General features: G+C 71.5%; 24 protein-coding genes and 2 pseudogenes. 16 read left to right on the forward strand and 10 right to left on the reverse strand.

Annotated elements, in window-relative coordinates:
* Positions 1–22 precede the first annotated feature (22 nt).
* From ACZ51S_RS27560 to ACZ51S_RS27580, 5 genes are all read left to right on the forward strand, one after another.
* The gene (locus ACZ51S_RS27560) at positions 23–1,534 is read left to right on the forward strand and encodes an MFS transporter (protein WP_468962286.1); all 1,512 of its coding nucleotides are present in this window, start codon (positions 23–25) and stop codon (positions 1,532–1,534) included.
* 110 nt (positions 1,535–1,644) lie between these two features.
* Positions 1,645–1,995 carry a VOC family protein gene (locus tag ACZ51S_RS27565; protein WP_468962322.1) on the forward strand — a complete coding sequence of 117 codons (351 nt, stop codon included), beginning with the start codon at positions 1,645–1,647 and terminating at the stop codon, positions 1,993–1,995.
* Between the two features lie 73 nt (positions 1,996–2,068).
* Positions 2,069–3,013, forward strand: a complete 945-nt coding sequence (locus ACZ51S_RS27570; protein ID WP_468962288.1) for a Gfo/Idh/MocA family protein — start codon at positions 2,069–2,071, stop codon at positions 3,011–3,013.
* A gap of 82 nt (positions 3,014–3,095) precedes the next feature.
* Complete coding sequence (locus ACZ51S_RS27575) at positions 3,096–3,347, forward strand: hypothetical protein (protein WP_468476030.1); 252 nt, start codon at positions 3,096–3,098, stop codon at positions 3,345–3,347.
* A 44-nt stretch (positions 3,348–3,391) separates the two neighbouring features.
* Positions 3,392–4,369, forward strand: a complete 978-nt coding sequence (locus ACZ51S_RS27580; protein WP_468962289.1) for an L-threonylcarbamoyladenylate synthase — start codon at positions 3,392–3,394, stop codon at positions 4,367–4,369.
* A gap of 108 nt (positions 4,370–4,477) precedes the next feature.
* On the opposite strand, the gene ACZ51S_RS27585 is transcribed toward ACZ51S_RS27580, so the two are convergent.
* From ACZ51S_RS27585 to ACZ51S_RS27600, 4 genes are all read right to left on the reverse strand, one after another.
* Positions 4,478–5,122 (reverse strand): carbonic anhydrase, encoded by a 645-nt coding sequence (locus ACZ51S_RS27585; protein ID WP_468962291.1) that lies wholly within the window; start codon positions 5,120–5,122, stop codon positions 4,478–4,480.
* Positions 5,123–5,487: 365 nt separating this feature from the next.
* On the reverse strand, positions 5,488–5,844 hold the full coding sequence (locus ACZ51S_RS27590) for an Asp23/Gls24 family envelope stress response protein (RefSeq protein WP_468962293.1): 357 nt from the start codon (positions 5,842–5,844) through the stop codon (positions 5,488–5,490).
* Positions 5,841–6,464, reverse strand: coding sequence for a hypothetical protein (locus ACZ51S_RS27595; protein ID WP_468962294.1), 624 nt, complete (start codon positions 6,462–6,464; stop codon positions 5,841–5,843). The genes ACZ51S_RS27590 and ACZ51S_RS27595 overlap by 4 nt, the downstream gene beginning before the upstream one ends.
* 53 nt (positions 6,465–6,517) lie before the next feature.
* Positions 6,518–7,210: an RNA polymerase sigma factor gene (locus ACZ51S_RS27600; protein ID WP_468476025.1), complete on the reverse strand. Its 693-nt coding sequence runs from the start codon at positions 7,208–7,210 to the stop codon at positions 6,518–6,520.
* Positions 7,211–7,327: 117 nt separating this feature from the next.
* Between ACZ51S_RS27600 and ACZ51S_RS27605 the strand changes: the two genes are divergently transcribed.
* From ACZ51S_RS27605 to amaP, 5 genes are all read left to right on the forward strand, one after another.
* Complete coding sequence (locus ACZ51S_RS27605) at positions 7,328–7,813, forward strand: Asp23/Gls24 family envelope stress response protein (RefSeq protein WP_468962296.1); 486 nt, start codon at positions 7,328–7,330, stop codon at positions 7,811–7,813.
* 78 nt (positions 7,814–7,891) lie between these two features.
* A complete protein-coding gene (locus ACZ51S_RS27610; protein WP_468476023.1) occupies positions 7,892–8,071 on the forward strand; it encodes a hypothetical protein in 180 nt (59 codons plus the stop codon).
* Positions 8,068–8,490, forward strand: a complete 423-nt coding sequence (locus ACZ51S_RS27615; protein WP_468476022.1) for an Asp23/Gls24 family envelope stress response protein — start codon at positions 8,068–8,070, stop codon at positions 8,488–8,490. The genes ACZ51S_RS27610 and ACZ51S_RS27615 overlap by 4 nt, the downstream gene beginning before the upstream one ends.
* A 38-nt stretch (positions 8,491–8,528) precedes the next feature.
* Positions 8,529–9,218 (forward strand): DUF6286 domain-containing protein, encoded by a 690-nt coding sequence (locus ACZ51S_RS27620; protein WP_468804733.1) that lies wholly within the window; start codon positions 8,529–8,531, stop codon positions 9,216–9,218.
* A gap of 49 nt (positions 9,219–9,267) precedes the next feature.
* Complete coding sequence (gene amaP / locus ACZ51S_RS27625) at positions 9,268–9,870, forward strand: alkaline shock response membrane anchor protein AmaP (protein WP_468476020.1); 603 nt, start codon at positions 9,268–9,270, stop codon at positions 9,868–9,870.
* Positions 9,871–10,252: 382 nt separating this feature from the next.
* Here amaP and ACZ51S_RS27630 read toward each other — a convergent pair whose 3' ends face one another.
* Positions 10,253–10,447, reverse strand: coding sequence for a hypothetical protein (locus ACZ51S_RS27630; RefSeq protein WP_468962298.1), 195 nt, complete (start codon positions 10,445–10,447; stop codon positions 10,253–10,255).
* A gap of 203 nt (positions 10,448–10,650) precedes the next feature.
* On the opposite strand from ACZ51S_RS27630, the gene ACZ51S_RS27635 reads away from it, so the two are divergent.
* The 5 genes and pseudogenes from ACZ51S_RS27635 (at position 10,651) to ACZ51S_RS27655 (ending at position 14,910) form a co-directional block, all read left to right on the forward strand.
* On the forward strand, positions 10,651–10,926 hold the full coding sequence (locus tag ACZ51S_RS27635) for an isoamylase early set domain-containing protein (RefSeq protein ID WP_388941611.1): 276 nt from the start codon (positions 10,651–10,653) through the stop codon (positions 10,924–10,926).
* A 222-nt stretch (positions 10,927–11,148) separates the two neighbouring features.
* Positions 11,149–11,355, forward strand: coding sequence for a hypothetical protein (locus ACZ51S_RS27640; protein WP_468476018.1), 207 nt, complete (start codon positions 11,149–11,151; stop codon positions 11,353–11,355).
* A 362-nt stretch (positions 11,356–11,717) separates the two neighbouring features.
* Positions 11,718–12,041 carry an ATP-binding protein gene (locus ACZ51S_RS27645; RefSeq protein ID WP_468962300.1) on the forward strand — a complete coding sequence of 108 codons (324 nt, stop codon included), beginning with the start codon at positions 11,718–11,720 and terminating at the stop codon, positions 12,039–12,041.
* A gap of 1,541 nt (positions 12,042–13,582) precedes the next feature.
* Positions 13,583–14,044, forward strand: a pseudogene (locus ACZ51S_RS27650) (IS110 family transposase); the annotation flags it as partial.
* A gap of 506 nt (positions 14,045–14,550) precedes the next feature.
* The gene (locus tag ACZ51S_RS27655) at positions 14,551–14,910 is read left to right on the forward strand and encodes an STAS domain-containing protein (protein ID WP_468962302.1); all 360 of its coding nucleotides are present in this window, start codon (positions 14,551–14,553) and stop codon (positions 14,908–14,910) included.
* Positions 14,911–15,182: 272 nt separating this feature from the next.
* Here the strand turns inward: ACZ51S_RS27655 and ACZ51S_RS27660 are convergent.
* The 3 genes and pseudogenes from ACZ51S_RS27660 to ACZ51S_RS27670 all read right to left on the reverse strand — a co-directional run.
* A pseudogene (locus ACZ51S_RS27660) lies at positions 15,183–15,485 on the reverse strand (transposase); the annotation flags it as partial.
* Between the two features lie 107 nt (positions 15,486–15,592).
* Positions 15,593–15,853, reverse strand: a complete 261-nt coding sequence (locus tag ACZ51S_RS27665) for a hypothetical protein (protein ID WP_468962304.1) — start codon at positions 15,851–15,853, stop codon at positions 15,593–15,595.
* Complete coding sequence (locus ACZ51S_RS27670; RefSeq protein WP_468802306.1) at positions 15,850–16,158, reverse strand: DUF6247 family protein; 309 nt, start codon at positions 16,156–16,158, stop codon at positions 15,850–15,852. Before ACZ51S_RS27670 ends, ACZ51S_RS27665 begins: the two co-directional genes overlap by 4 nt.
* A gap of 1,285 nt (positions 16,159–17,443) precedes the next feature.
* On the opposite strand from ACZ51S_RS27670, the gene ACZ51S_RS27675 reads away from it, so the two are divergent.
* Positions 17,444–17,824, forward strand: a complete 381-nt coding sequence (locus tag ACZ51S_RS27675; protein WP_388941589.1) for a peptidoglycan-binding domain-containing protein — start codon at positions 17,444–17,446, stop codon at positions 17,822–17,824.
* A 138-nt stretch (positions 17,825–17,962) separates the two neighbouring features.
* On the opposite strand, the gene ACZ51S_RS27680 is transcribed toward ACZ51S_RS27675, so the two are convergent.
* Positions 17,963–18,649 carry a response regulator gene (locus ACZ51S_RS27680; RefSeq protein ID WP_468476011.1) on the reverse strand — a complete coding sequence of 229 codons (687 nt, stop codon included), beginning with the start codon at positions 18,647–18,649 and terminating at the stop codon, positions 17,963–17,965.
* 34 nt (positions 18,650–18,683) lie between these two features.
* Positions 18,684–19,889: a sensor histidine kinase gene (locus ACZ51S_RS27685; protein WP_468962306.1), complete on the reverse strand. Its 1,206-nt coding sequence runs from the start codon at positions 19,887–19,889 to the stop codon at positions 18,684–18,686.
* Between the last annotated feature and the right edge of the window lie 297 nt (positions 19,890–20,186).

The raw sequence follows: 20,186 nt of genomic DNA on the forward strand, positions 1-20,186 counted from the left end.
AAGGGCTCCTAGCGTGAGGGACATGTCGGAGAACAAAACCCTTCAAAACACGCCCACGGTTCCAGATCCTCGTCGGTGGGCGGCGCTGGCCGTGGTGCTGATCGCCTCGTTCATGGACGCGGTCGACGTCACCGTCGTCCACATGGCCATTCCCCAGGTCCAAGGCGACCTCGGCGCGTCGGCCTCACAGGTGCAGTGGATCACCGGCGGGTACGCGCTGACGTTCGCCCTCGGCCTGATCACCGGAGGCCGCCTGGGGGATCTTTTCGGCCGCAAGCGCGTCTTCCTGCTCGGTGTGGCCGGCTTCACCGCCACTTCCCTGGTCTGCGGCCTCGCCGACAGCGCCGAGGTGCTGCTCGCGGGCCGGATGGCGCAGGGTGCGATGGCGGCGCTGATGGTGCCGCAGGTCCTTTCGATCATCCACGTCACCTTCCCCGAGCGGGAACGCGGCAAGGTCTTCGGGCTATACGGCGCCGTCATGGCACTGGGCACCATCACCGGTCCGCTGATCGGCGCGCTGCTGGTGGAGGGCGACGTGCTCGGGTGGGGGTGGCGGCCGGTCTTCCTGGTAAACCTGCCCCTGGGCATCGCCGGTCTGATCGCCGGCGCGCTGGTGGTCAGCGAGTCGAAGGCGCAGCGCGCCGCCCGGCTGGACGTGGTGGGTGTGGTTCTGGCGGCGGCCGGACTGCTGGCCCTGATACTGCCGCTGACACAGGGTCATGAGCTGGGCTGGCCGGCCTGGACGGTCGTCTCCATGGCCGCCTCGGTTCCGCTGTTTGTCCTGTTCGTGGTGTGGGAGCGGCGTCTGATGCGGCGGGGCGGCTCACCGCTGGTGGTGCTCTCGCTGTTCGCGCGACGCAGTTTCGCCGGCGGGCAGGGGGTGCAGCTGCTGTTCGGCCTCGCCTCGGGTGTGTTCTTCCTGGCCTGGACCCTCTTCCTTCAGCTCGGACTTGGCTGGTCACCGCTCAAGGCCGGCCTGTCGGGGCTGCCGCTGTCGGTGGCGATGATGGCCGGGGCCGGCCTGTCGATGCAGGTACTGGTGCCCCGCTTCGGCCGCGTCGTGCTGCAGGCCGGCGCGCTGCTGGCCGCCGCGGGCATGCTGCTCTTCCTGTTCCTGGCGCAGGAGCACGGCGCCCAGATCGGGCTGTGGCGGACGATCGTGCCGCTGATCCCGATGGGACTCGGCATGGGGCCGATCATCGCGCCGCTGACCGATCTGATCCTGTCCGAGGTCCCCCACGAGCACGCCGGCTCTGCCTCCGGGCTGACCAGCACCACCATTCAGCTCGGCCAGGCCGTCGGTGTCGCTCTGTCCTCGGTCGTCTTCTTCGGCCGCCTGGGCCACGGAAACCCTGCCGAGCAGGCGCAGCGGATGCCGGACGCGTTTGCCGGGTCGCTGGGGTACGTGGCCGCCATCTTCACCGCCGTGTGCGCCCTGCTGTTCGCCCTGCCCCGCACCGCCGGTACCAAGCAGCATCCGGCCGCGACCGCCCCCGAGCAGAAGAAGGCGACCGTCCCGGTCCCGGCCGGCTGACGCACCAAGCCACGAACCCCACCCGGTCAACCCCACCACTGAAGGGACCTCCCACCATGAGCACCCCCCACCGCACCGGCCCTCTCAACGGCTCCGTCACCTGCTAAGCGATCTGGGCCGACGACGGACGCCGGCTCGCCGAGTTCTACGCGGCCGGACTCGGCACCGAGGTCGGCAGGCCCTACCCCGACGAGCGCGGCAACGATGCCGCCTTCCCCGTCACCGCCGGTGGCGCGATGTACGTCTTCTGGTCCTCCGAATCCTTCCGCGCGCCCGTCTGGCCCGAGCAGCACCTGCCGTTCCACATGGACCTGAGGTTCCCCGACGCGGCCGCCGCCGAACAGCGGCTCCTGGAACTCGGAGCCACCAAGCCCGCCTTCCAGCCCGGCGGGGACCACTGGACCGTACTGCTGGACCCCTCCGGCTGGCCGCTGTGCATCAGCCAGGCCCAGGCCTCCTGACCACCCCGTCCAGCCCGGCCGCGCCGACCGGCCCGCGGCCGCACCCCTGCCACCTCGCCTCGGAGGAAACCTCATGAAGATCGCCCTGCTCGGAACCGGCTTCGGCCAGGCGCACGCCGCCGTCTACGCCGCCCGCGGCGACGTCGACGTCGTGGTGTTCGGCCGCGACCCGCACAAGACCGAACAGGTCGCCGGCCAGTTCGGCTTCAGCGCCTCCACCGACATGAACACCGCGTTCGAAGACCCCTCCTTCGACCTGGTCGACATCTGCCTGCCCGTCCCCCTGCACGCCGACCACGTCCTGCGTGCCCTGAACGCCGGCAAGCACGCCTTGGTCGAACTGCCGCTGGCCGGCACTCTCGAAGACGCCCAGCGGGTCGCGGACGCCGCCGCGGGCAGTGACAAGCACGTCTTCGTGGACATGTTCGAGCGGTTCATCCCTGCCAACCAGGCCCTGTTCGACACCGTGTCCGAGAACACCTACGGGCGGCTCGAGCAGCTGACCTTGTGGAACAGGACCGCCCACCTGTGGCCGGGCGCATCCCTCGGACTGAAGGCCCTGCCGCTGGAGGCCATGCACAGCGACACGGACATCATCACCCGTACCCTCGGCCTCCCCGACAACGTCGCCGTGAGCGCGGTCGCCCGCGACGCGGACTCCGCCGCGATCGATGCCATCTTCGGCTTCGACGGCGCGGCCGCACGCAGCTCGATCTCCTCCCTGCTGCCCCCAGCATGGGGAGCCCGCGGCGGCTACACCGCCACCTTCGAGCACGGCGTACTGGACGCCACCTCCACCATGGGCCACGACGGCAAGCCGACCGGCACCGTCACCGCCTACACCAGCGACGGGCCGCGCGATCTCGATCTGCCCCCCGCCGACCAGTACACCGCCATGATCGACCACGTCATCGCCGTACTCCGAGGCGAAACAGCGAACCAGATCGGACCCGACAGCGTGCTCGACGCACTCCGGCTCACCCTCGACATCGACCAGCGGATCAACAACCCTCGCTGAGCCCCTGCCCCCCACGACCCTTTCGATGGCCCCGCAAGGGAGCGTCCGACTCCGGGGTTGTCATCACATTCTCCCCTGTCGAGTGAAAGGTCTGGGGGGCGACCACGTGCTCGACGCCCCGCACCTCGCCCGGCTGCTGGGCTGCCCAGCCCACCGAGTCCGCCGGATCTCCGCGCACGTCAACCGGCTCGGGAACCAGCGCGGCGTACCGGTCGCGCCCGACGCCTGCCTCGGCACGGTCACCGGGCTGCTGCACGAACATCCCGATCGTCGTCGGCAGCGTGTCACTGCGCTCGCCGAGCGGCGGCTGCGGGGCGGCTTCGCCTGCTCGTGACCAAGGGGACGGCCAGCCCTGGCCACCGCTCTAGAATCACCAGGGTGACCGCAAGCACCCACGACATCGAGAAGGCAGCCGGTGTGCTGCGCGCCGGCGGCCTGGTGGCCCTGCCGACCGAAACCGTGTACGGACTGGGCGCCAACGCCGAGGATCCCGCCGCCGTCTCCCGCATCTTCCAGGCCAAGGGACGTCCGCCCTCTCACCCGCTGATCGTTCACATCGGTGGTGCGGAGCAGCTGGACGACTGGGTCCAGGACGTGCCGGAGGCTGCGCGTCTGCTGGCCGGACGTTGCTGGCCGGGGCCGCTGACGCTGGTGCTACGGCGCGGCCACCGGGTTCCGCTGGAAGCGACTGGTGGCCTGGAGACGGTGGCCGTGCGGGTGCCCGACCACCCCGTTGCCCTCGCGCTGCTGAATGCGTTCGGCGGCGCGATCACGGCTCCGTCCGCCAACCGCTTCGGCTCCGTCAGTCCCACCACCGCAGACCACGTCCGGGCCGAGCTGGGCGACACCGTCGACTTCGTGCTGGACGGCGGCTCCTGCCGCGTCGGCGTCGAATCCACCATCGTCGACGCCACCGGCGGCACCCCGACCATCCTGCGGCCCGGCGGGGTGACCCGCGAGGACCTCGAAGCGGTGCTGGGACGCCCGCTCGTGGTCCCCTCCACGAGTCAGGTCCGGGTGCCGGGCCAGCATCCGTCCCACTACGCGCCCCGTGCGCGAGTTGTCCTCGTCGAGCCCGAGCAGGTCGTCACCGAAGCGGAGACGGCACGCGAACTGGGACACCGGGTGGGTGTCCTTCTGCCCGCCTGTCTCGCCGGCACTCCAGTGAAGGCGCACACCGTCCTGACGGTCCCGGCCGCGATGGCCGAGTACGCGCGCGGGCTGTACGGGTTCTTGCGCCACCTCGACCAGCAGGGATGCGACCTCATCGTCACCTCCGTGCCCGTGGAGGAGGGGCTGGGCCTCGCGATCGCCAACCGGCTCCGCCGCGCCGCGGGGCCCCGCCCCATCGTCTGACCTGCACCCGCCGTCAGTGACGGCGCTGCCCGTACCCCGCGGCTCTCGCTCCGCGCCAGTATGGCGCGGAGCGAGAGGGGGGCGTGACCGGGCCGGTGAACGGGTTGGTCAGGACGTGGTGGGGACCTGCACGTCGAGGCCGCGGGCGGCGACGAGCTGCGCGCTGCCGTCGGCCAGCCGGTACGACATGCCCACGACGCCGAGGCGGCCCGCGGCCACCGCCTCGGCCAGGACGCGGGAGCGGTCCAGCAGCAGGTCCACCGTGTGCTCGATGTGCTCGGCCAGGATCTCGTCGGCCGTCTCGCGTCCGGCGGCGCGGGCCGCCAGCACGCTGGGGGTCACCCGCTCGACCACGTCGCGGACGAAGCCGCCCGGCGTCTTCCCGTTCTCCAGGGCGGAGCAGGCCGCGGCGACGGCGCCGCACGAGTCGTGACCGAGGACGACGACCAGCGGCGCGTTGAGGACGGCGACGCCGAACTCGATCGAACCGAGGATTTCGGTGCCGGCGACGTGCCCGGCGGTGCGGACCACGAACAGGTCGCCCAGGCCCCGGTCGAAGATGATCTCGGCGGCCAGCCGGGAGTCGGAGCACCCGAACAGCACGGCGAAGGGCTGCTGGGACGGTGCCGTCTGCGTGCGGCGTGCGGCGTCCTGGTTCGGGTGCTCGGGGGCGCCGGTGATGAAGCGCTTGTTACCGGCCATGAGCAGGTCGAAAGCGTCACGGGGCGACGGCGTCTGGATCTTCTCAGTCATGGCGGCAGCCTACGAGGTGACTCCAGCCGGCACACCGGCCGACCCCGGCACGTGTCGGGTGCGGGCGCTCCCCAGTGCCGGACGAGGGTGATGCCCACGTCCTCGGCCGTGCGAGGGCGGCCGCGGCGGCCGGCGGACCGCTGCCGTAGCTGCCGGGGCCGCTGGACCGTACGGCTGGACGACGGCTGCCCCTTTCGGGAGGGGCGGCTGCCGCGTTGCTGTCCGGCAGGCCGGTAGCGGAAGCCTCCCGGGAAGGGTCGCTGGGTGAGGGCGCGGCACGGGTCTGAGCGGTGTCTGCCGTCTTCGGACCGGGTAACGCGGCTTGGCAATGCGTGGCAGTGGCGACGTCTGCTGGAGGGCCTCGTTCACACCGTGCGGGTGACCGTGACGAGGACGGTGACCGGTGCGGTTGTGCCGTGCTGGGCCAGGTGGGCGGTGACGGCCGTCCGGACGTGTTCGCGGACCTGCTGGGCGACGTCCAGGACGCGGCGGTCCTCGTGCACGACGCAGCGTACTTCTACGTGCCAGCCGCCACCGGGTGTGTGTTCGGCCCGGATGCCGGCCTCGTCAGGAAGGGGGGCGGCTCCCATGGCCTGCTGTGCGCGGGAGGCCACGGCGGCCAGCCGGTCGGCAAGGCCCGGCTGGAGCGCGGACACACCGGGAACGTCGAGGGCAGCCCGGGCAGCGGTCTGGGGGATGTCACGGTTTCTCGTCGAGGTCATCGCTGTCCACCCCGTTCAGTGGGCCCGCCACCGGACGCGTCGAAGGAGTCCAGCACGGCGTCGATCTCCAGGTCCACGTCGGCGACGGCCAGACCCAGCACGTGGTCCGCGGCATGGAGGACTGCCCGACGTACCTGGGCGGCCTGCTCGGGCAGCGGCTGATCGAGGGCGGTGGCCAAGGTCATGGCGACGTGCACGGCAGTGCCGTTGCCGTTTCCGGTGGGGGTGAGGCGGCAGCTGGCGGCGCGGGAGCCGGGCACGGTGTCGGCCGCCTTGCGCAGGACTTTCGCTGCGGCGCTCTCGGCGATCCGAAGCTCGAGGGCGGCGTCGTCCAACGGCAGTATCGCGCCGAGCCGCACCTCGGCCCGGACCGCGCTGATCACTCGGTCGGCGAGGCCGTGTCCACTGGGCCGTGCCTGGGCACGCAGGGCGCGGGTGGCCTCATCCAGTGCCGTCAGCCCCTCGATGGCCTGTTGGCAGGAGGGGCAGGAGGCGGTGTGCGGGTCTGGCGTGGCGGCCGTGTCGCGTGCCTGCTCCCAGGCGCGGCTGAGCGGGCGCCCGCAGGGCAGCAGCTCATCGCCGGCGAGTAGCTCCGCTTCAGGAAGCACAGGAGGGCGCACTGCATCAATGTCTTCGGCCGACGGCTCGCCGCCAGGGGCGGGGTACGGCTCGTCTAGCGCCATGGGCACATCGCCTCCTGCAGAGCGTGCCGTGCGCGAAAGAGTCTGCCCCGCACCGTTTGTTCGCTGGTACCGGTCACGTGTGCGATCTCCTCGTAGTGCAGGCCGTGCAGTTCCCGCAGGACCCAGCAGGCCCGCTGCTCGGGGTTGAGCTCGCCGAGTGCCGCCGCCAGGGCGGCCGTGGCCGCGTCCGTCTCAGCGACGCGCGGTGGTGAGCTTCCCGGATCGTGGGCTGCGGGCTCGGGAACGGTGTCCAGAGGGAGAGCACGGGGGCGGCGGCGCAGGGTGCTGAGGCAGCGGTTGGTGACGATGCGGTACATCCAGGTGCCGAAAGAGGCGGTGTGGCGGAACTCCGGCAGCTGTCGCCAGGCGCTGAGAAATGCTTCCTGGACGGCGTCCTCGGCATCCGCCTGATTGCCGAGGAGGTGGCGGGCGAGCGCGAGCAGCGGGCTGCTGTGACGGCGGACCAGGACGGCGAACGCGTCGTCATCCCCTTCGCAGGCCCGTACGGTCAGCAGCCCGTCTGTCAGACCGGTGAAAGTGCCCGGGCCGGCTGAGGCGTCGGCGGTATGCGGCGGGGCAGAACCCTGCGGGCGGCCAGTAGCCGGTGGGGGCGGGGGCCCGGTCCGGTCGCACATCCACCGCTCGCTTCCTTCCGGGACCGTCGTCCCGGTGTCCGCACGCACCCTTCGATTCTATGTGATGCCCATCACGCGAACGGTGTGAGGGTTGCGGCTGTGGTGCGTCCAATCCTTCGACGAGCACCGCACCGGTACCCGCATGGACACCCTCGGGAGGTTCTCATGTCGGAAACCACCAGCCGCCCCACACCAGGTGAGAGCCTGCCCGGCGCCGCGGGCAAGGCGCTGCAGGGCCGCACCGGCGCCGGGGCCCCGCCCGAGACGCGCGGGCGGACCACCATCGCCGACAGCGTGGTGGAGAAGATCGCGGGAATGGCTACCCGCGAGGTGCCGGGCATCCACAGCCTCGGCGCCGGAATGGCCCGCACCTTCGGCGCCGTCCGCGACCGGGTACCCGGCGGACACCCCGGCGTGACCCGCGGAGTGAAGGTCGAAGTGGGCGAGCGCCAGACAGCCGTCGACCTCGACGTGGTCGTCGAGTACGGCGTGTCCATCGTGGACGTCGCGGGCGGCGTCCGCACCAACGTCATCATGGCCGTGGAACGCATGACAGGCCTGGAAGTCGTCGAGGTGAACATCACCGTCGATGACGTCCACCTGCCCGACGAGGAGGACGAGCGGGAGGACACCGAGGGGCGCGTGCGGTGACCCCGTCGCATCCTGCCCCGGTGCGGGCACCGCAAGGGGGCAGGGAAAGCCGATCGACGTGAAACACGGGTGAGTGAGATGAGCAGAGCCACGGTGGGCCTGCTGGCAGGTATGGCCCTGGGCTTCGCCGGCTACTTCGGCGGTTTCTGGGCCTTCCTGCTCGTGGCAGCCCTCGGCACGGTGGGCTGGGTCGTCGGCCGCATCCTGCAGGGTGACGTCGACGTGTCCGACTTTGTCCGGCCCCGGGACCGGCGGTGACCACGCAGCCCGGTGCCTCCACCCGTCCGCCGGGCTCTGTGCGTGGTGAAGCCGGGGACGCGGCTCTGGCCCGTGTGCCGGCGGCCGAGCGCGGCGCGACCGTGATCCCCGACAAGGTGGTGGCCCGCATCGCGGCCCGCGCCGCGAGGGAGGCACTGACTGGCCGGACGGGCGCAACCCCGGCACGCCTGGGGCTCGCCGCCCCCCGCTCGACGGCCGCGGTCAGCGGCGGATCGGCGCGGCTGGGCCTGTCGCTGGACTTGCCTTACCCGATCGACATCGCCAGCGCATCCCGCGAGGTACAGCGCTACGTCAGCGACCGGGTGGCACAGCTGACGGGGATGCGCGTCACGGAGGTCACCTTGACCATCCAGCACCTGGTTCCCTCCGGTGGCCTGGAGCACGGACGAGTCCAATGAACCCTAGGCCGGCGATCCCACCGGGAAGGAGAGCGGGCATGACACGCGAGCACGAACCCCCTGCTGAGACGGAGCAACCCGCCACCACCCGAGCGGCCACCCCCCTGACGGTGTCGATGCTGGCCAAGCACCCGCCAGGCGTCACGCAAGCTCAGCACAGCAGCACAGCGGACGACGGCCTGCGCCCCTCGCGCCGGGTGTGGTCCGAACGCCGGATACCCGCCGCGTTGGCTGCCCTCGTCCTGGTGGCCGGCACCGGGATCCTGTTGTTCGACGTCTCCAGGGTGCGGGCCGGCCACCACGCCGCCGCCTGGCGCACCCGTCTCGCCCACGAACTGGCCACCCGCCCACTGGACGACATCTGGATGCTCACCGGCGCCGCCCTCACCGCAGCCCTCGGCCTCTGGCTGATCGTCCTGGCGCTCACCCCCGGCCTGCGCCACCAGCTGCCACTCGACGCCCCCGCCGGCCAGTGCGAGGTGCGGGCCGTGCTCGAACGCGACGCCGCCGCCCTGATGCTGCGGGATGCCGCTCTGCGCGTCCCCGGTGTCAGCCGGGCCAGGATCCGGGTTCGGCGACACCGCATCAAGGCTCGTGCAGACGTACGCTTCCGCGACCTCGGCGAGGTCAAGACCGACCTCACCGCCGTTCTGTACGAGCAGCGTGACCGGCTCGCCCTGGTCCACCCACCCAGGCTCACCGTCCGCGTACGCCAGCGCCGCAACTGACCGTTCTGTGGACGCTCGGACTGGCGAGAAGAAAGCGGGAGACGAAGCCATGAAGAGGCAATCCGTGATCAACCGGGTCCTGCTGGCGTTGGCTGGCATCGTCCTGCTCGGAGGTGGCCTCCTCGTCCTCGCCGGTGGCCTCGACCTCTACCGGCGCTGGCACCTGACGCCACCCGACGGATGGCCCCTGGTCACCCTGCACACCGTCCTGCTCAGCTCCGCCGATCGCACCCGCTGGACCGATCAGGGCTGGTGGTGGCCCGTGGTGATCGCTGCCCTGGCCGTCATGGTCCTCCTCGCCCTGTGGTGGCTGCTGGAGCAACTGCGCCGAACCCGCCCAGGACGCATGTCCATCGGAACACCCCCGGCAGATGGTGTGGCACTGCACGACCACGCCCTCAGCGACGCGATCGCCGCCGACGCGCGCCAACTGCCCGGCGTCGAGCAAGCGCGGGTGCAGATGGCCGGCCGGGCCCACCATCCCGAGGTCCGGATCACTCTGACGCTCGACCAGGGCAGCGAGCCCGGCTCCGTCCTGCAGGCCCTGTGCCACGGCCCTCTGGAACGTGCCCGCCAATCCACCGGTTGGGCCCGACTCCCCACTCAGGCCCGATTGCGGGTCACCGGCCACAAACCCCACCGCGCCGAATAGCAGCGGGGATGCGCTGGGCGGCAGGGCGGGCTGCAGTGGTAAGTGGTCTGGCCGCGCTACGGCGAGCCGCCCGGGCCAGAGAGAGGGCGGGGCTGCGGGCATTCTGGCGGCTGAGCAGCATCCCCGAGGCGCAGGTCAGCTGAGTGTGGGGCCCCCGGTCTGTCGTCTTCCGGAGTTCCACACCATGTCCGCCGCCGTCCGGGCCACCCGCGTGGATTTCACCGGCAAACAAGGCACGGCTGCACGTGTGCTCGTCGCTTCCGGAACGCTCACGGCGGCCACGGCGGCGGCCGGGCAGGCGGGGCCCGGGGCGTGGCAGAGCCCGGCCGGGGTGGTTACGGGACGCCTGGCCGGGTTCTGCCTGCGTGGCGTGCCGCTCTCGTCAGATGTCCTCGTCGCGCAGGTCGCTCTCGTCGCGAAGCGGGTCTTCCTCGCGGCGCCGCTTGTTCTCGTCGGGGCTCTTGTCGCGGGACGGACCGGGCTGGGGGTGGACCGGGTCCTGGCCGGGGCGCTGCGGGCGCTGCTGTTCCTCGCGGCCCTTGCCCGGCTCCTGGCGCTTGTCCTGCATACCGCCCATGACGGCGACTCCTTGATGCGTGGGGTGCGGATTCCTCCACTCACGCTGACACGTAGCGTCACAGTCCGCACCATTTCGGATACGGATCGTGAGGGGAGGTTGATCCCGCGGCCCCGAGACGGATGCGTCGGGATGCGGCCTTGGGGCGTGGTGCCGAGGATGGGCGCAGCCCCACCCGCCCTCGTCATCAGGAGTCGATTCCCATGCTGGAGCGCACGCTGCGCAAGGACCGCACCGAGGTCACCTTCATCCTTCCCGCGGACACCCCGCCCGGGCCGGTCAGCGTGGTCGGCGACTTCAACGACTGGCAGCCCGGCGTGCACACCCTGCGGCCGCGCAAGGACGGGAAGCGGGCGGTGACGGTCGAGCTGCCCGGCGAGAGCACCCACTCCTTCCGGTATCTGGCCGCCGGCGACTACTGGTTCAACGACGAGAGCGCCGGTGACCAGGACGGCCCCAACAGCCGCCTGCACACCTGATCGGCCCAGCCGGCGTGACGTGGGGCGGCCACGGGCGTTGCGAGGAGGCGACACGTGCCCCGCCGGTCCACCCCCACAAGCCGGAATCCGTGTGACGGCCCCGCTACCCCGCCCGGCGGTGGGGCCGTCGTCACACCCCAGGCCGCCGTGAAGGGCCCTCGCGTTCATGACGGAACGGTCACGTACCGCCACATCCGTGGGCCGGGTTCGTTGGACGTAGACATGGACCAGAAAACCGTTTCGCCTCCGGAGTGGGCTGGATTCGCCGGGCTGCCGGCAAAGGAGTTCCGGCAGGCATCCGATGCGCCGATCTACGAGGCCGTGGAGCGGCAGTGGCTCGCCCAGGGGCGTGAAGTTCCCCGCCGCCCGGGCCTGCCGACCGCCATCCGGCATCCGGTGGACGCCAGCGACCTGTTCCGCCGCGCCTGAGCGTCGCACCTCACCGCCGCGGGTGCAGCCGCTCACGCAGACACAGCAGGGCCGCGATGTCGGCGACTTCGGCCAGATAGGCCAGATCGGCCAGCAGGGTGTGTCCGTTGGGGGATGACATGACGCGAGCGCCAGGCACAACCCCGGCAGGAGCCGGGCCCGGCGAAACTGCCGGCCCTGGTCGGGTCCCCGCCCGAACGACATCGGCCGCAGGTTCCCGGGCAGGACATGCAGCAGTCAAAACTGGCCGGCAGTCATGCCGAGCATCTGCTGGAGTACACCTGGCGGCCCGAGCGGCCCGCGCATGCACGCGATGCCGCGGCTGAGTTCCTTCTCGACCTGCCCCCCCGCCCGCGGCCACCGTGCAGAACCTGGTGCTGCTGGTGTCCCAACTCGTCACCGACAACGTGCGCCATGCGGGCGGGGTCAGCGCCGTGAGCCTGCGGGCGGACCGCCGCAGCATCCAGGTGATCGTGGCGGATCCCAGCCCTGCCCACCCGCAGGACCGCACCCCCGACCTCACCGGCCACACCGGCGGTCTTCGCTGGCCCATGACCCAACGGCTGGCGCTCCGCGTGACGGTGGAGCCGCGGCCCGGAGCCAAGGCGATCACCGCGACCTTGCCCCGCCGACCCACCCCGAATATCACTCACTGTGTTTACTGCGCCTCCTATCGGAAACACTGAGTAGCCACAAGGTGTAAGGGTCAAAGGCGAAAGGCGGGACTCATGTCCGTGAGTATCGGCATCATCCTCGTCGCGGTGACGGCGGTCATCGCTGCGATCGCGCTCGCCCCGGCGGTGAAACCCGCGGAATCCGACCAGACCGCAGCCCGGTCCGGCGATGAGCACGCACGCAGGACCGGCCCGAGCAGGCGTCCTTCCCGCCGGCTGCACCGCGTCCCACCGCAGTCGACCGGAGACCGCAGGCGAAGCTTCGGCTGACCGGTGGCCCGCGCGGTTGTGCCAGGGCTGTCCGGGCCGGCGAGGCCAGGATTCCGGAATTCGAGGGCTAGGCAAGACAGGGGGTGGGCCCACGGCCGTCGCGGGCCCACCCCCTGTGCGGGGGTTACACCAGGGCGCCAAAGAACGGGGGCGCCAGCGGGCACTGGATCAGATTCCTGCGGGGTGTGCGCCGAGGCTGCTGGACAGGCTGGCGGTGCCGCGGCTCACGGGGTTCCCAGCGCAGCAGGAGGACCGCCGTGAGCATCGGGACGCAGGTCAGGAGTATGAACGTCATGACGTTGCCCCACCGTCTTGAGCGGGCCTGGGCCTGCTGCCGTGGCGCTGCGCGGCAGCGACTGCACGATTGCGGCCGTCGGTCTGGTTCCTGCGGCGCCGCGCCGGTCAGGCGCTCTTCTTGCCCGCAACCTCCTGGTCACCCGCAGCGACTCGTAGTCGTCGGATGTGGCGGACAACAAGACGCGACGTCGCCCGGACCAGGGCGGCTGCGGCCAGGCCGATTGCACCGCCGGCAACGACGTCGCAGGGGTCGTGCGCGACACCGTGGACCCGCTCGATCGCCACCAGCGCCATCAGTACGGGTGCTCACGCTTCGCCGATTCGCCGATTCTCCGCTTCTCCGCTGGCGGCCGCGCCGCACGGGCTGACTCCGGGCGGCGGCTCTTCATCACTCCACTTGTGGATGTCCCCGGGCGCACGTAGGGCTCCTCGTCCTCGGGTGGCTGTCGGCGATAGCCTGCTGGCGGACAATCCCGGCATCGACTCCAGGCGGAGGAGGATCGCGAAATTCGTGATCCACAGCCAGATCAGGGAGACGACGACCATGCGACGCGGCTGACTTCTGTACGTCCGCTCGGCCGACGCTCCCTCCCCCCGGCCGAGCGGAGTGACCTCCTCAGCGCACCGTAAGGCGACGCAGGCCGCGAGGACGGGCCCGCGGGATGCGCAGGTACTGGGTCCATGCGCCGGCAGTCCGCGGCCCGATTCCGCGCCCAGCGTGGGGCCGCATCAGCCCCCTTTATGACGGCCCTGCAAGGGCGCCGCTGGCCTCCGGGCCCGGCATGACCGTGTCCCCCTGCCGAACGGATGACCTGAGAGGTGGTGTCACCGGGCCCGGAAGGTGCCGTCGGAGACGCTGATGAGAGGTCCGGCCACCGTCCGGTCCGGCGCAATGCCGGACAGTCGCGTGCGGCAGTCTGCATGGCGTGGATGCGCGAGCACGACACCACCGCCGAGGCCGGCACGTTCAACTCCCTGGGAGAGGCGTGTCGTTCGACACCGAAGACGTGGGCGTGTTCCTCGGCCTGGACGTCGGCAAGAGTGCCCATCACGGGCACGGACTGACTCCGGCCGGCAAGAAGGTCTTCGACAAGCAGCTGCCCGACAACGAGCCGAAGCCGCGGGCCGTCCTCGACAAGCTGGCCGCGAAGGACGCCGCGGTCATCACGGACGCCGCCCGCACCCTGCCCCAGGTACTGCTCGCTGGAGCTGACCGACGAGATCACCGCCGAGCTCACCATGCTGACCGGCTTCGACCAGGACCTCGTCGCCGAGGCCACCCGCACCAGCAACCGGATACGCGGCCCGCTCACCGAGTCCACCCCAGCCTCCCGGTGGGCCCGGCGCCGGAGCTGCCTGTGTGCCGACGGCTGGCCCGCTGGTCCTTGGCTCGGGATGGTGTGCCGGATCTGGCGCGTCACCGCCGCGCGATACAGGCGCCTCTGCCACCGGGCGGGTGACCGGCCGCAGACCGACGGGCGCGTACCGCAACCGCGCCCGGGTTGCGGCGCGACGAAGTCTTGGGGCGTCCGCCCATGCCCTCCAGTCCCGCGGCGACGGCACCCGGGCCGCCACCGTCAGGCAAGCATGTCAACAGGACGAGCCACCGGGGACGCGGCGACGGGCGGGCGCTGGTGCGTTTGACCCGCTGCGGGCTCCCGGATCCGGACCGCGACCGGCGGCCCCGCCCCGCATTGGCCCGTGGGTAAAGTGCAGGTCAGCAGCGGTAGGGCCCCCGCCATTGGAGCTGGCGTTCGATGACGGTCTGCTTGGTGGACGTAGGAGGGGTAGGTTTGTAGGCAGCCATTGGTGAGAGCCGCGCCGCCGCGTCCCCACCCGCGTGGGGGCACCCCGGAGCGGACCTCCTCAATCGAGCGGCCGCCGTGGAGGCCGTCCACTTCTTTCCCGCAGTCACGCGCGGAAAGGGAGGGCTCCGAACGCCAAGGCGGCAACCATGAACCCCGAGCACCCCCGTACCCTTGCCACACCCTGCCCCGGTTCCGGCCCGGCGTTGTCCGAGGCCATCTGTGAGAAGCGAGCCGATCATGTGCTGATCCGGGCCCGCGGCGAGTTCGACTACGACACCACCGACGTCCTGCGCGACGCCCTCGCAGCCCTCGACGGCGACCTCGCCGCCATCGACCTCAGCCACGTCACCTTCGCCGACACCGCCCTCGTGCACGCCCTGCTCGACGCCCGCGCCGAACGCGAACTCGTCCTCACCGGACCCCTCCCCCACCACCTCCAGCTGCTCCTCGACGAGACCGGCACCCGAAACTGCTTCGTTTACACCGCCGAGAGCAACGACACCTGACACCGCCCGCCCCTCGCCCGCGGGGCTCTGCCGGGGGCCGCAGCGCCATTCCCGAGTCCGCTGTCCGAAGCCCTTCTCCGCGTTGAACCACTTCACAGTTCCCGTAGCCATGTTTCATGCCTTCCAGCCACAGCCAAACGCCCACGCCGAGGCGTGGGCAAAGGGGAACGTCGAACCACGACAGCTGACTCAGACGGCACAGCTTTCTCTACGTCGCGTGGCCGTGGCGTAGGCGTTGCCAGCAGGCCCAGGAGGGGGCGCGGTGCGACATCTCATTTGGTGAGCCTGCGGTAGCAGATGAAGGTGCAGGCGATGCTGGTGAGGCGAGGAAGCGATCAGCTTTGCGTTCGTAGCGTCGGTGGAGGCGGCGGCGGCTGGCGAGCCGGGACATGGTGCGGTCGATGGTCCAGCGGTGGCGGCCCAGCCGCTGTGAGGACTCGATCCCTTTGCGGGCGACGCGGTGGGTGATGCCGCGCCCATGTAACCATTGCCGCAGGTGGGGTAGCCGTAGCCCCTGTCCGCGTGAGCTTTCCCGGCTTGCCCCGCCTGCGCCCACGGCGGGAGCGGATCGGCGGCCGGTCCGCTCGGTGATCAAGTGGATCTTCAAGCTGTACTTTCAGGGCCCGCATGTTCACCGAGTTGGATCACGTCCAGCTTCGTCGCGTGCCGCTCACGGGGGCGGCTACCCGAGCCAGACGATGCTCAGGACGGACAAGCCCCGGGTGAGGCGGTTGGCCACGTAGACGACGGACAGCTGCCCGACGGACGCGGCCCGGACGTCCTCCCCCTCCGCATCGCCGGCGTTCCACTGGGGCCAGCCCCACGGGGAGCGCACCGCGATGTCCAGGACATCGCGGACCATCTCGCGAGCCGGCTCGGGAAACCCGGCGAGCGTCTTCGCGGCTTCCGGGGACAGACGCACCTCCCACCGCTGACCGGTCACCCGCGGGCTCCGAGGATGTCGTCCAGATCCACGAAGCCGGAGTCGTCACGGCCCGAGTCCACAAAGGCGTCGACCGCCGGGGCTGCGGCTACACGCAACTGCCAGATCCGCACCACGTCGTGCAACGGGGTGAGGCTGAAGGAATCGCGGGCGTCCTCCAGGGCCTTGGCCCAGTCCCGCTCGAACGCCGGCACCCACATCTGCGCGCGGCGGTCGGCGCGTAGCTGCGCGAGCAGTTCGGCCGCAGCGCCGGGCGCGGGTGCGTACGGCGGTACGGGTACGTGGTCGGCGGGTTGAGCGCTCACGGGCTCCTCCAGGCAGGTTGTACCGCCACGGTAGCCGCCGCGGTGGTGGAGGGAAGAGGGATTCGGCCCTCACTGCTGATGGAGGTAGCTCTCTCGACGTAGTGGCGGGGTGCGGGGCTCGCTCGTGCCCAACCCTGGCGACACCTTCTCCATCGGAATACCGGCCGCATCCCTCTCCTAGAACGCCGCTGTGGTGCGTGCTGTTGCCTGTCCTGCGCTGTCAGGAGCAGAACCAGGGCCCTGGAGCGGGTGGTCCCCAGCGTGGCGGCCACCGCTTCGGCGGACATGCCGTCGTCGCGGGGCGCGCCAGCGGTCTCCCGGCCGGCCCGGGCGGCGAGCCGCTCCAGCACACCGGCGGCGCGCAGCGCGGCCAACGGCGCGTCCGCGACGGGTGACGGTCAGCTGCTCGGCCGTCTCGACCAGGAGGGCGGCCGGCCGTTCGGGCGGCGGCATCGCGGATGACGGACAGGTGGGCCTTCCAGTCGGCGAGCGGTCCGGTGAGGTCGACGCCTGCTTCGTACAGGGGGCTGGTCGCCGATCGTCTCCCAGTCCAGGGGGTGAGCCGGGCCGCGCCATCCGCACGCACACACGGCCCGCAACGCCTCCGCACGCGGCGGCGGGCCTGGCCGTCGTACGCCGACCGGTGCGTGGTCGGCGGCACGTCCGGGCCGCTCCCGACGTGGGCCCATCCTGAAGATCCAGGGCCCGTACGCGTCGCTGTTCACGTCCTGGGGGGTGCCCGCACCGGCACCGGCCCCCGCTGACCGGTCCGCCGCCTTCTTGGGCAAGCTCGGTCCATGGGCCACTTCGGCGCCGCCCACCGGCAGTTCTCGACCACCAAGTAGGACAGGCCGATGTCCTCGGAGAGCCGGAGCAACGACTCCCGGACCGTGAATATCTCCTCGCTCGGCTCCGGCTGCCGGAACGCGCGCATCGGCTCGATCTCCAACGCGTGGTGCCCGATGGCGAACTGGGCCCCTCCGGTGGTTTCCGCGAGCTTCGGCAGCTCGGGGGCGGTCGCGGGTCCGTGGCTGGTTTGTGCTGCTGCCGTGGTTGTACGGACCGACGGGGCGGCCTCATGCCGTGGTTGCGCGGTCCTGGGAACCGGGGCGAAAGGTGGAGGCGGGGGATCAACCCGTCGGGCGACGAGCGGACGCCGGAAGGGCACGTAGCGTTCCTGCCTGTCGCCCCCGGCGCCCGGGACGGGAGCGGCACCTTCCTGCAAGGGAGGGACCCGCGCTGTGGTTGTGCGGGTCCCGGTCGATGGGCGTTGAAGGGAAGAATCATGATCAACACCAGGAAGTCCGCTGTGCTGCTGTCCGGTGGTGCTCTGGCCGCCGCCGTCCTGATGGGTACGGCCGGTGTCGCCTCGGCGGCCCCGGCGGGAGCCGGGGCGCCCGTGACGGCGGCCGCGACGGCCTCCGGCTGGTACTGCGGCTGGGAGGACGGCACGCCGTACACCGACCGGGGCGACCGCGGTGACAAGGTGCGCGAGGTGCAGTGCCTCCTGAGGGACGTCTGGCACTTCGACATCGGCAGGTACGGGGTCGACGGCGACTTCGGCAAGGCCACCGAGGACGCGGTGAAGGCTTTCCAGCGCAGCCGGGGGCTCGCCGCCGACGGCAAGGTCGGCCCCAACACCTGGCGCAAGCTGCGGGGGCAGTGACAGTGTCCTGTCGGTCGGTGAGCTGATACGACGGGGGATCACCGATCGGTGCCGGCCCGCCCTGGCGGGCCGGCACCACCGGCGGCCGGGCCGGCCGGGCGTACGTCGGGCAGCGCGGCGGACGTCCCGGCCACGGCGCTAGGACGAGGACCGTTGCGTCTGCTCCCGGCCGGGGGACAGCAGGCCGCTCTCGTAGGCGACGACCACGGCCTGCGCGCGGCTCTGCAGGCCGAGTTTGGACATGACGCGGTTGAGGTGGGTCTTGACGGTGGCGATGCTCACCACCAGCCGCTGGGCGATCTGCTCGTTGGTGAGGCCCTGCCCCACGAGGTGCAGCACCTCCGTTTCGCGTTCCGTGAGTTCCCCGAGGCTGGCGGGCTGTGCTCGCGGAGCCAGCGGCCGGTGGGCGAAGGTTTCGACGAGCCGACGGGTGACGGTGGGGGCGAACAGCATCTCGCCTTCGGCGATCAGGGCGACAGCCGCCAGGAGCCGCTCGGGCGGGGTGTCCTTGAGGAGGAATCCGCTGGCGCCGGCCCGCAGGGCCGCGTACACGTACTCGTCGAGATCGAACACCGTGAGCATGACGATCTTCGGCTTGGGGTGGGGTGCCTGGTCGAGGATGTACTCAAGGGCGGTGATGCCGCTCATGCCCGGCAGCCGGATGTCCATCAGGATCACGTCCGGCCGCAGCGAGGCGGCGAGTTCGACCGCCTCTTCACCGGTCGCCGCCTGCCCCACGGCCTCTAAACCGGGTGCCGCCGCGGCGAGCGCTGCCAGCCCGGCCCGGATGAGCACCTGGTCGTCCACGATCAGCAGCCGTGTCATCGCTGCCGTCTCCCCCCGTGTGTACGGGGGATGGTCATGTGCCCCCGGTTGTGTCCAGCGGGGCCAGCGGGATGGTGAAGACGACCTCGAACCCTCCCTCGGCTCGCGGCCCGGCCCGCAGTGACCCGCCGTAGAGTCTCGCCCGTTCCCGCATGCCGGGCAACCCGAGCCCACTCGACGGCAGACCGGCGGCGGGCGCGCTGCCACCCTGGCTGGTCACCTCGCAGCTCAGCAGGTCGGCGTGGAAGCCGAGGCTCACGCGGACCCGGGCGCCACGGCCGGCGTGCTTCACGCTGTTGGTCAGCGCCTCCTGGATGATGCGGTACGCGCACAGCTCCACCCCTGACGGCAGCGGGCGCCGGTGTCCCGAAACCGTCCAGGTGACGTCCAGGCCGGAGGCGCGGGCCCGCTCCACCAGCTCGTCCAGTGCGTCCAGACCCGGCGCCGCCCGGTACAGCGCGCCCTCGTCGGCGGTCTCGGTACCGGTGCGCAGTACGCCGAGCAGGCCGCGCATCTCCTCCAGCGCCTGCCGGCTGCTGGAGCCGATGGACGCCACCGCCTGCCGGGCCGCTTCGGGGTCGGAGGTGAACACGAACTCGGCCAGACCCGCCTGGACGGCGAGCGCGGAGAGATGGTGGGCGACGACGTCATGGAGTTCGCGGGCGATGCGCAGTCTCTCCTCTGCGATGGCGTGCCGGGCACGAAGTTCCTGCTCGCGCCGCAACTGCTCGGTCAGGTCGGCGAGTTGGCTGTTGCGCTGCGCAAGGCGGCGACTGCCGGAGGCCCACAACCAGACGACCGCGACCCCGATGGCGGCCTGTGCCAGGGACAGTTCCACCGACAGACGGGCTCTCAGGCCGGCCGCCGCCCATACCCCGGCGGTCACGGCCGCCGCCCACGCCGACCGCCGGGCCGGACTGCGCACGATCACCGTGTAGCAGGCCAGCAACGGGGCCCACATGTTCGTCGACGGCTGGAAACCGGCCGCCGTGTACGCGGCCAGCGCGCCGCACGAGACGCCGAACGCCACCCACGGCGCCCGCCCACGCAGCGCCAGGGGGAGGTTCACGGCCAGGCTGAGGGCGATGGCGAGCGGGCCGAAGGGCGGCCAGCCCTCGTTCTGGTACTGGGCGGCGTGGGCCTGCCGTCCGTAGACGAACGTCACGATGGCCATGACACACGCGAGCAGGGTGTCGGTCACCAGCGGGTCGACGTGTATCCGGCGTCTGCCTGACTGCATCCCCGCAGCGTAGAGGCGCTCGCCCGAGACGTCGTCCACCCCAGGGTTGACCGCGCGGACGGCGCCGGGTGGGCGCCGCGGACCTGGCTGGAGGCGGCGACCCCGAGGCGGACGAGGCGGTGGACCGGGGGAATCCCCCGCTCTGCGTCCGGTGGGCTGGTACCGGATCGCCGCGACCGCCGCCGACCAGTCGGCCGAGCGGGATGTGCGGGTGTGCGTACGGGGGCGGGCCGCTATCGCCCTGGGGTACGAGGGAGCCCCGCTCGGGGTGGCGGACGGCGCCGGACCGAGCCCGGG

Source organism: Streptomyces sp. NPDC034043 (genome assembly GCF_055575675.1).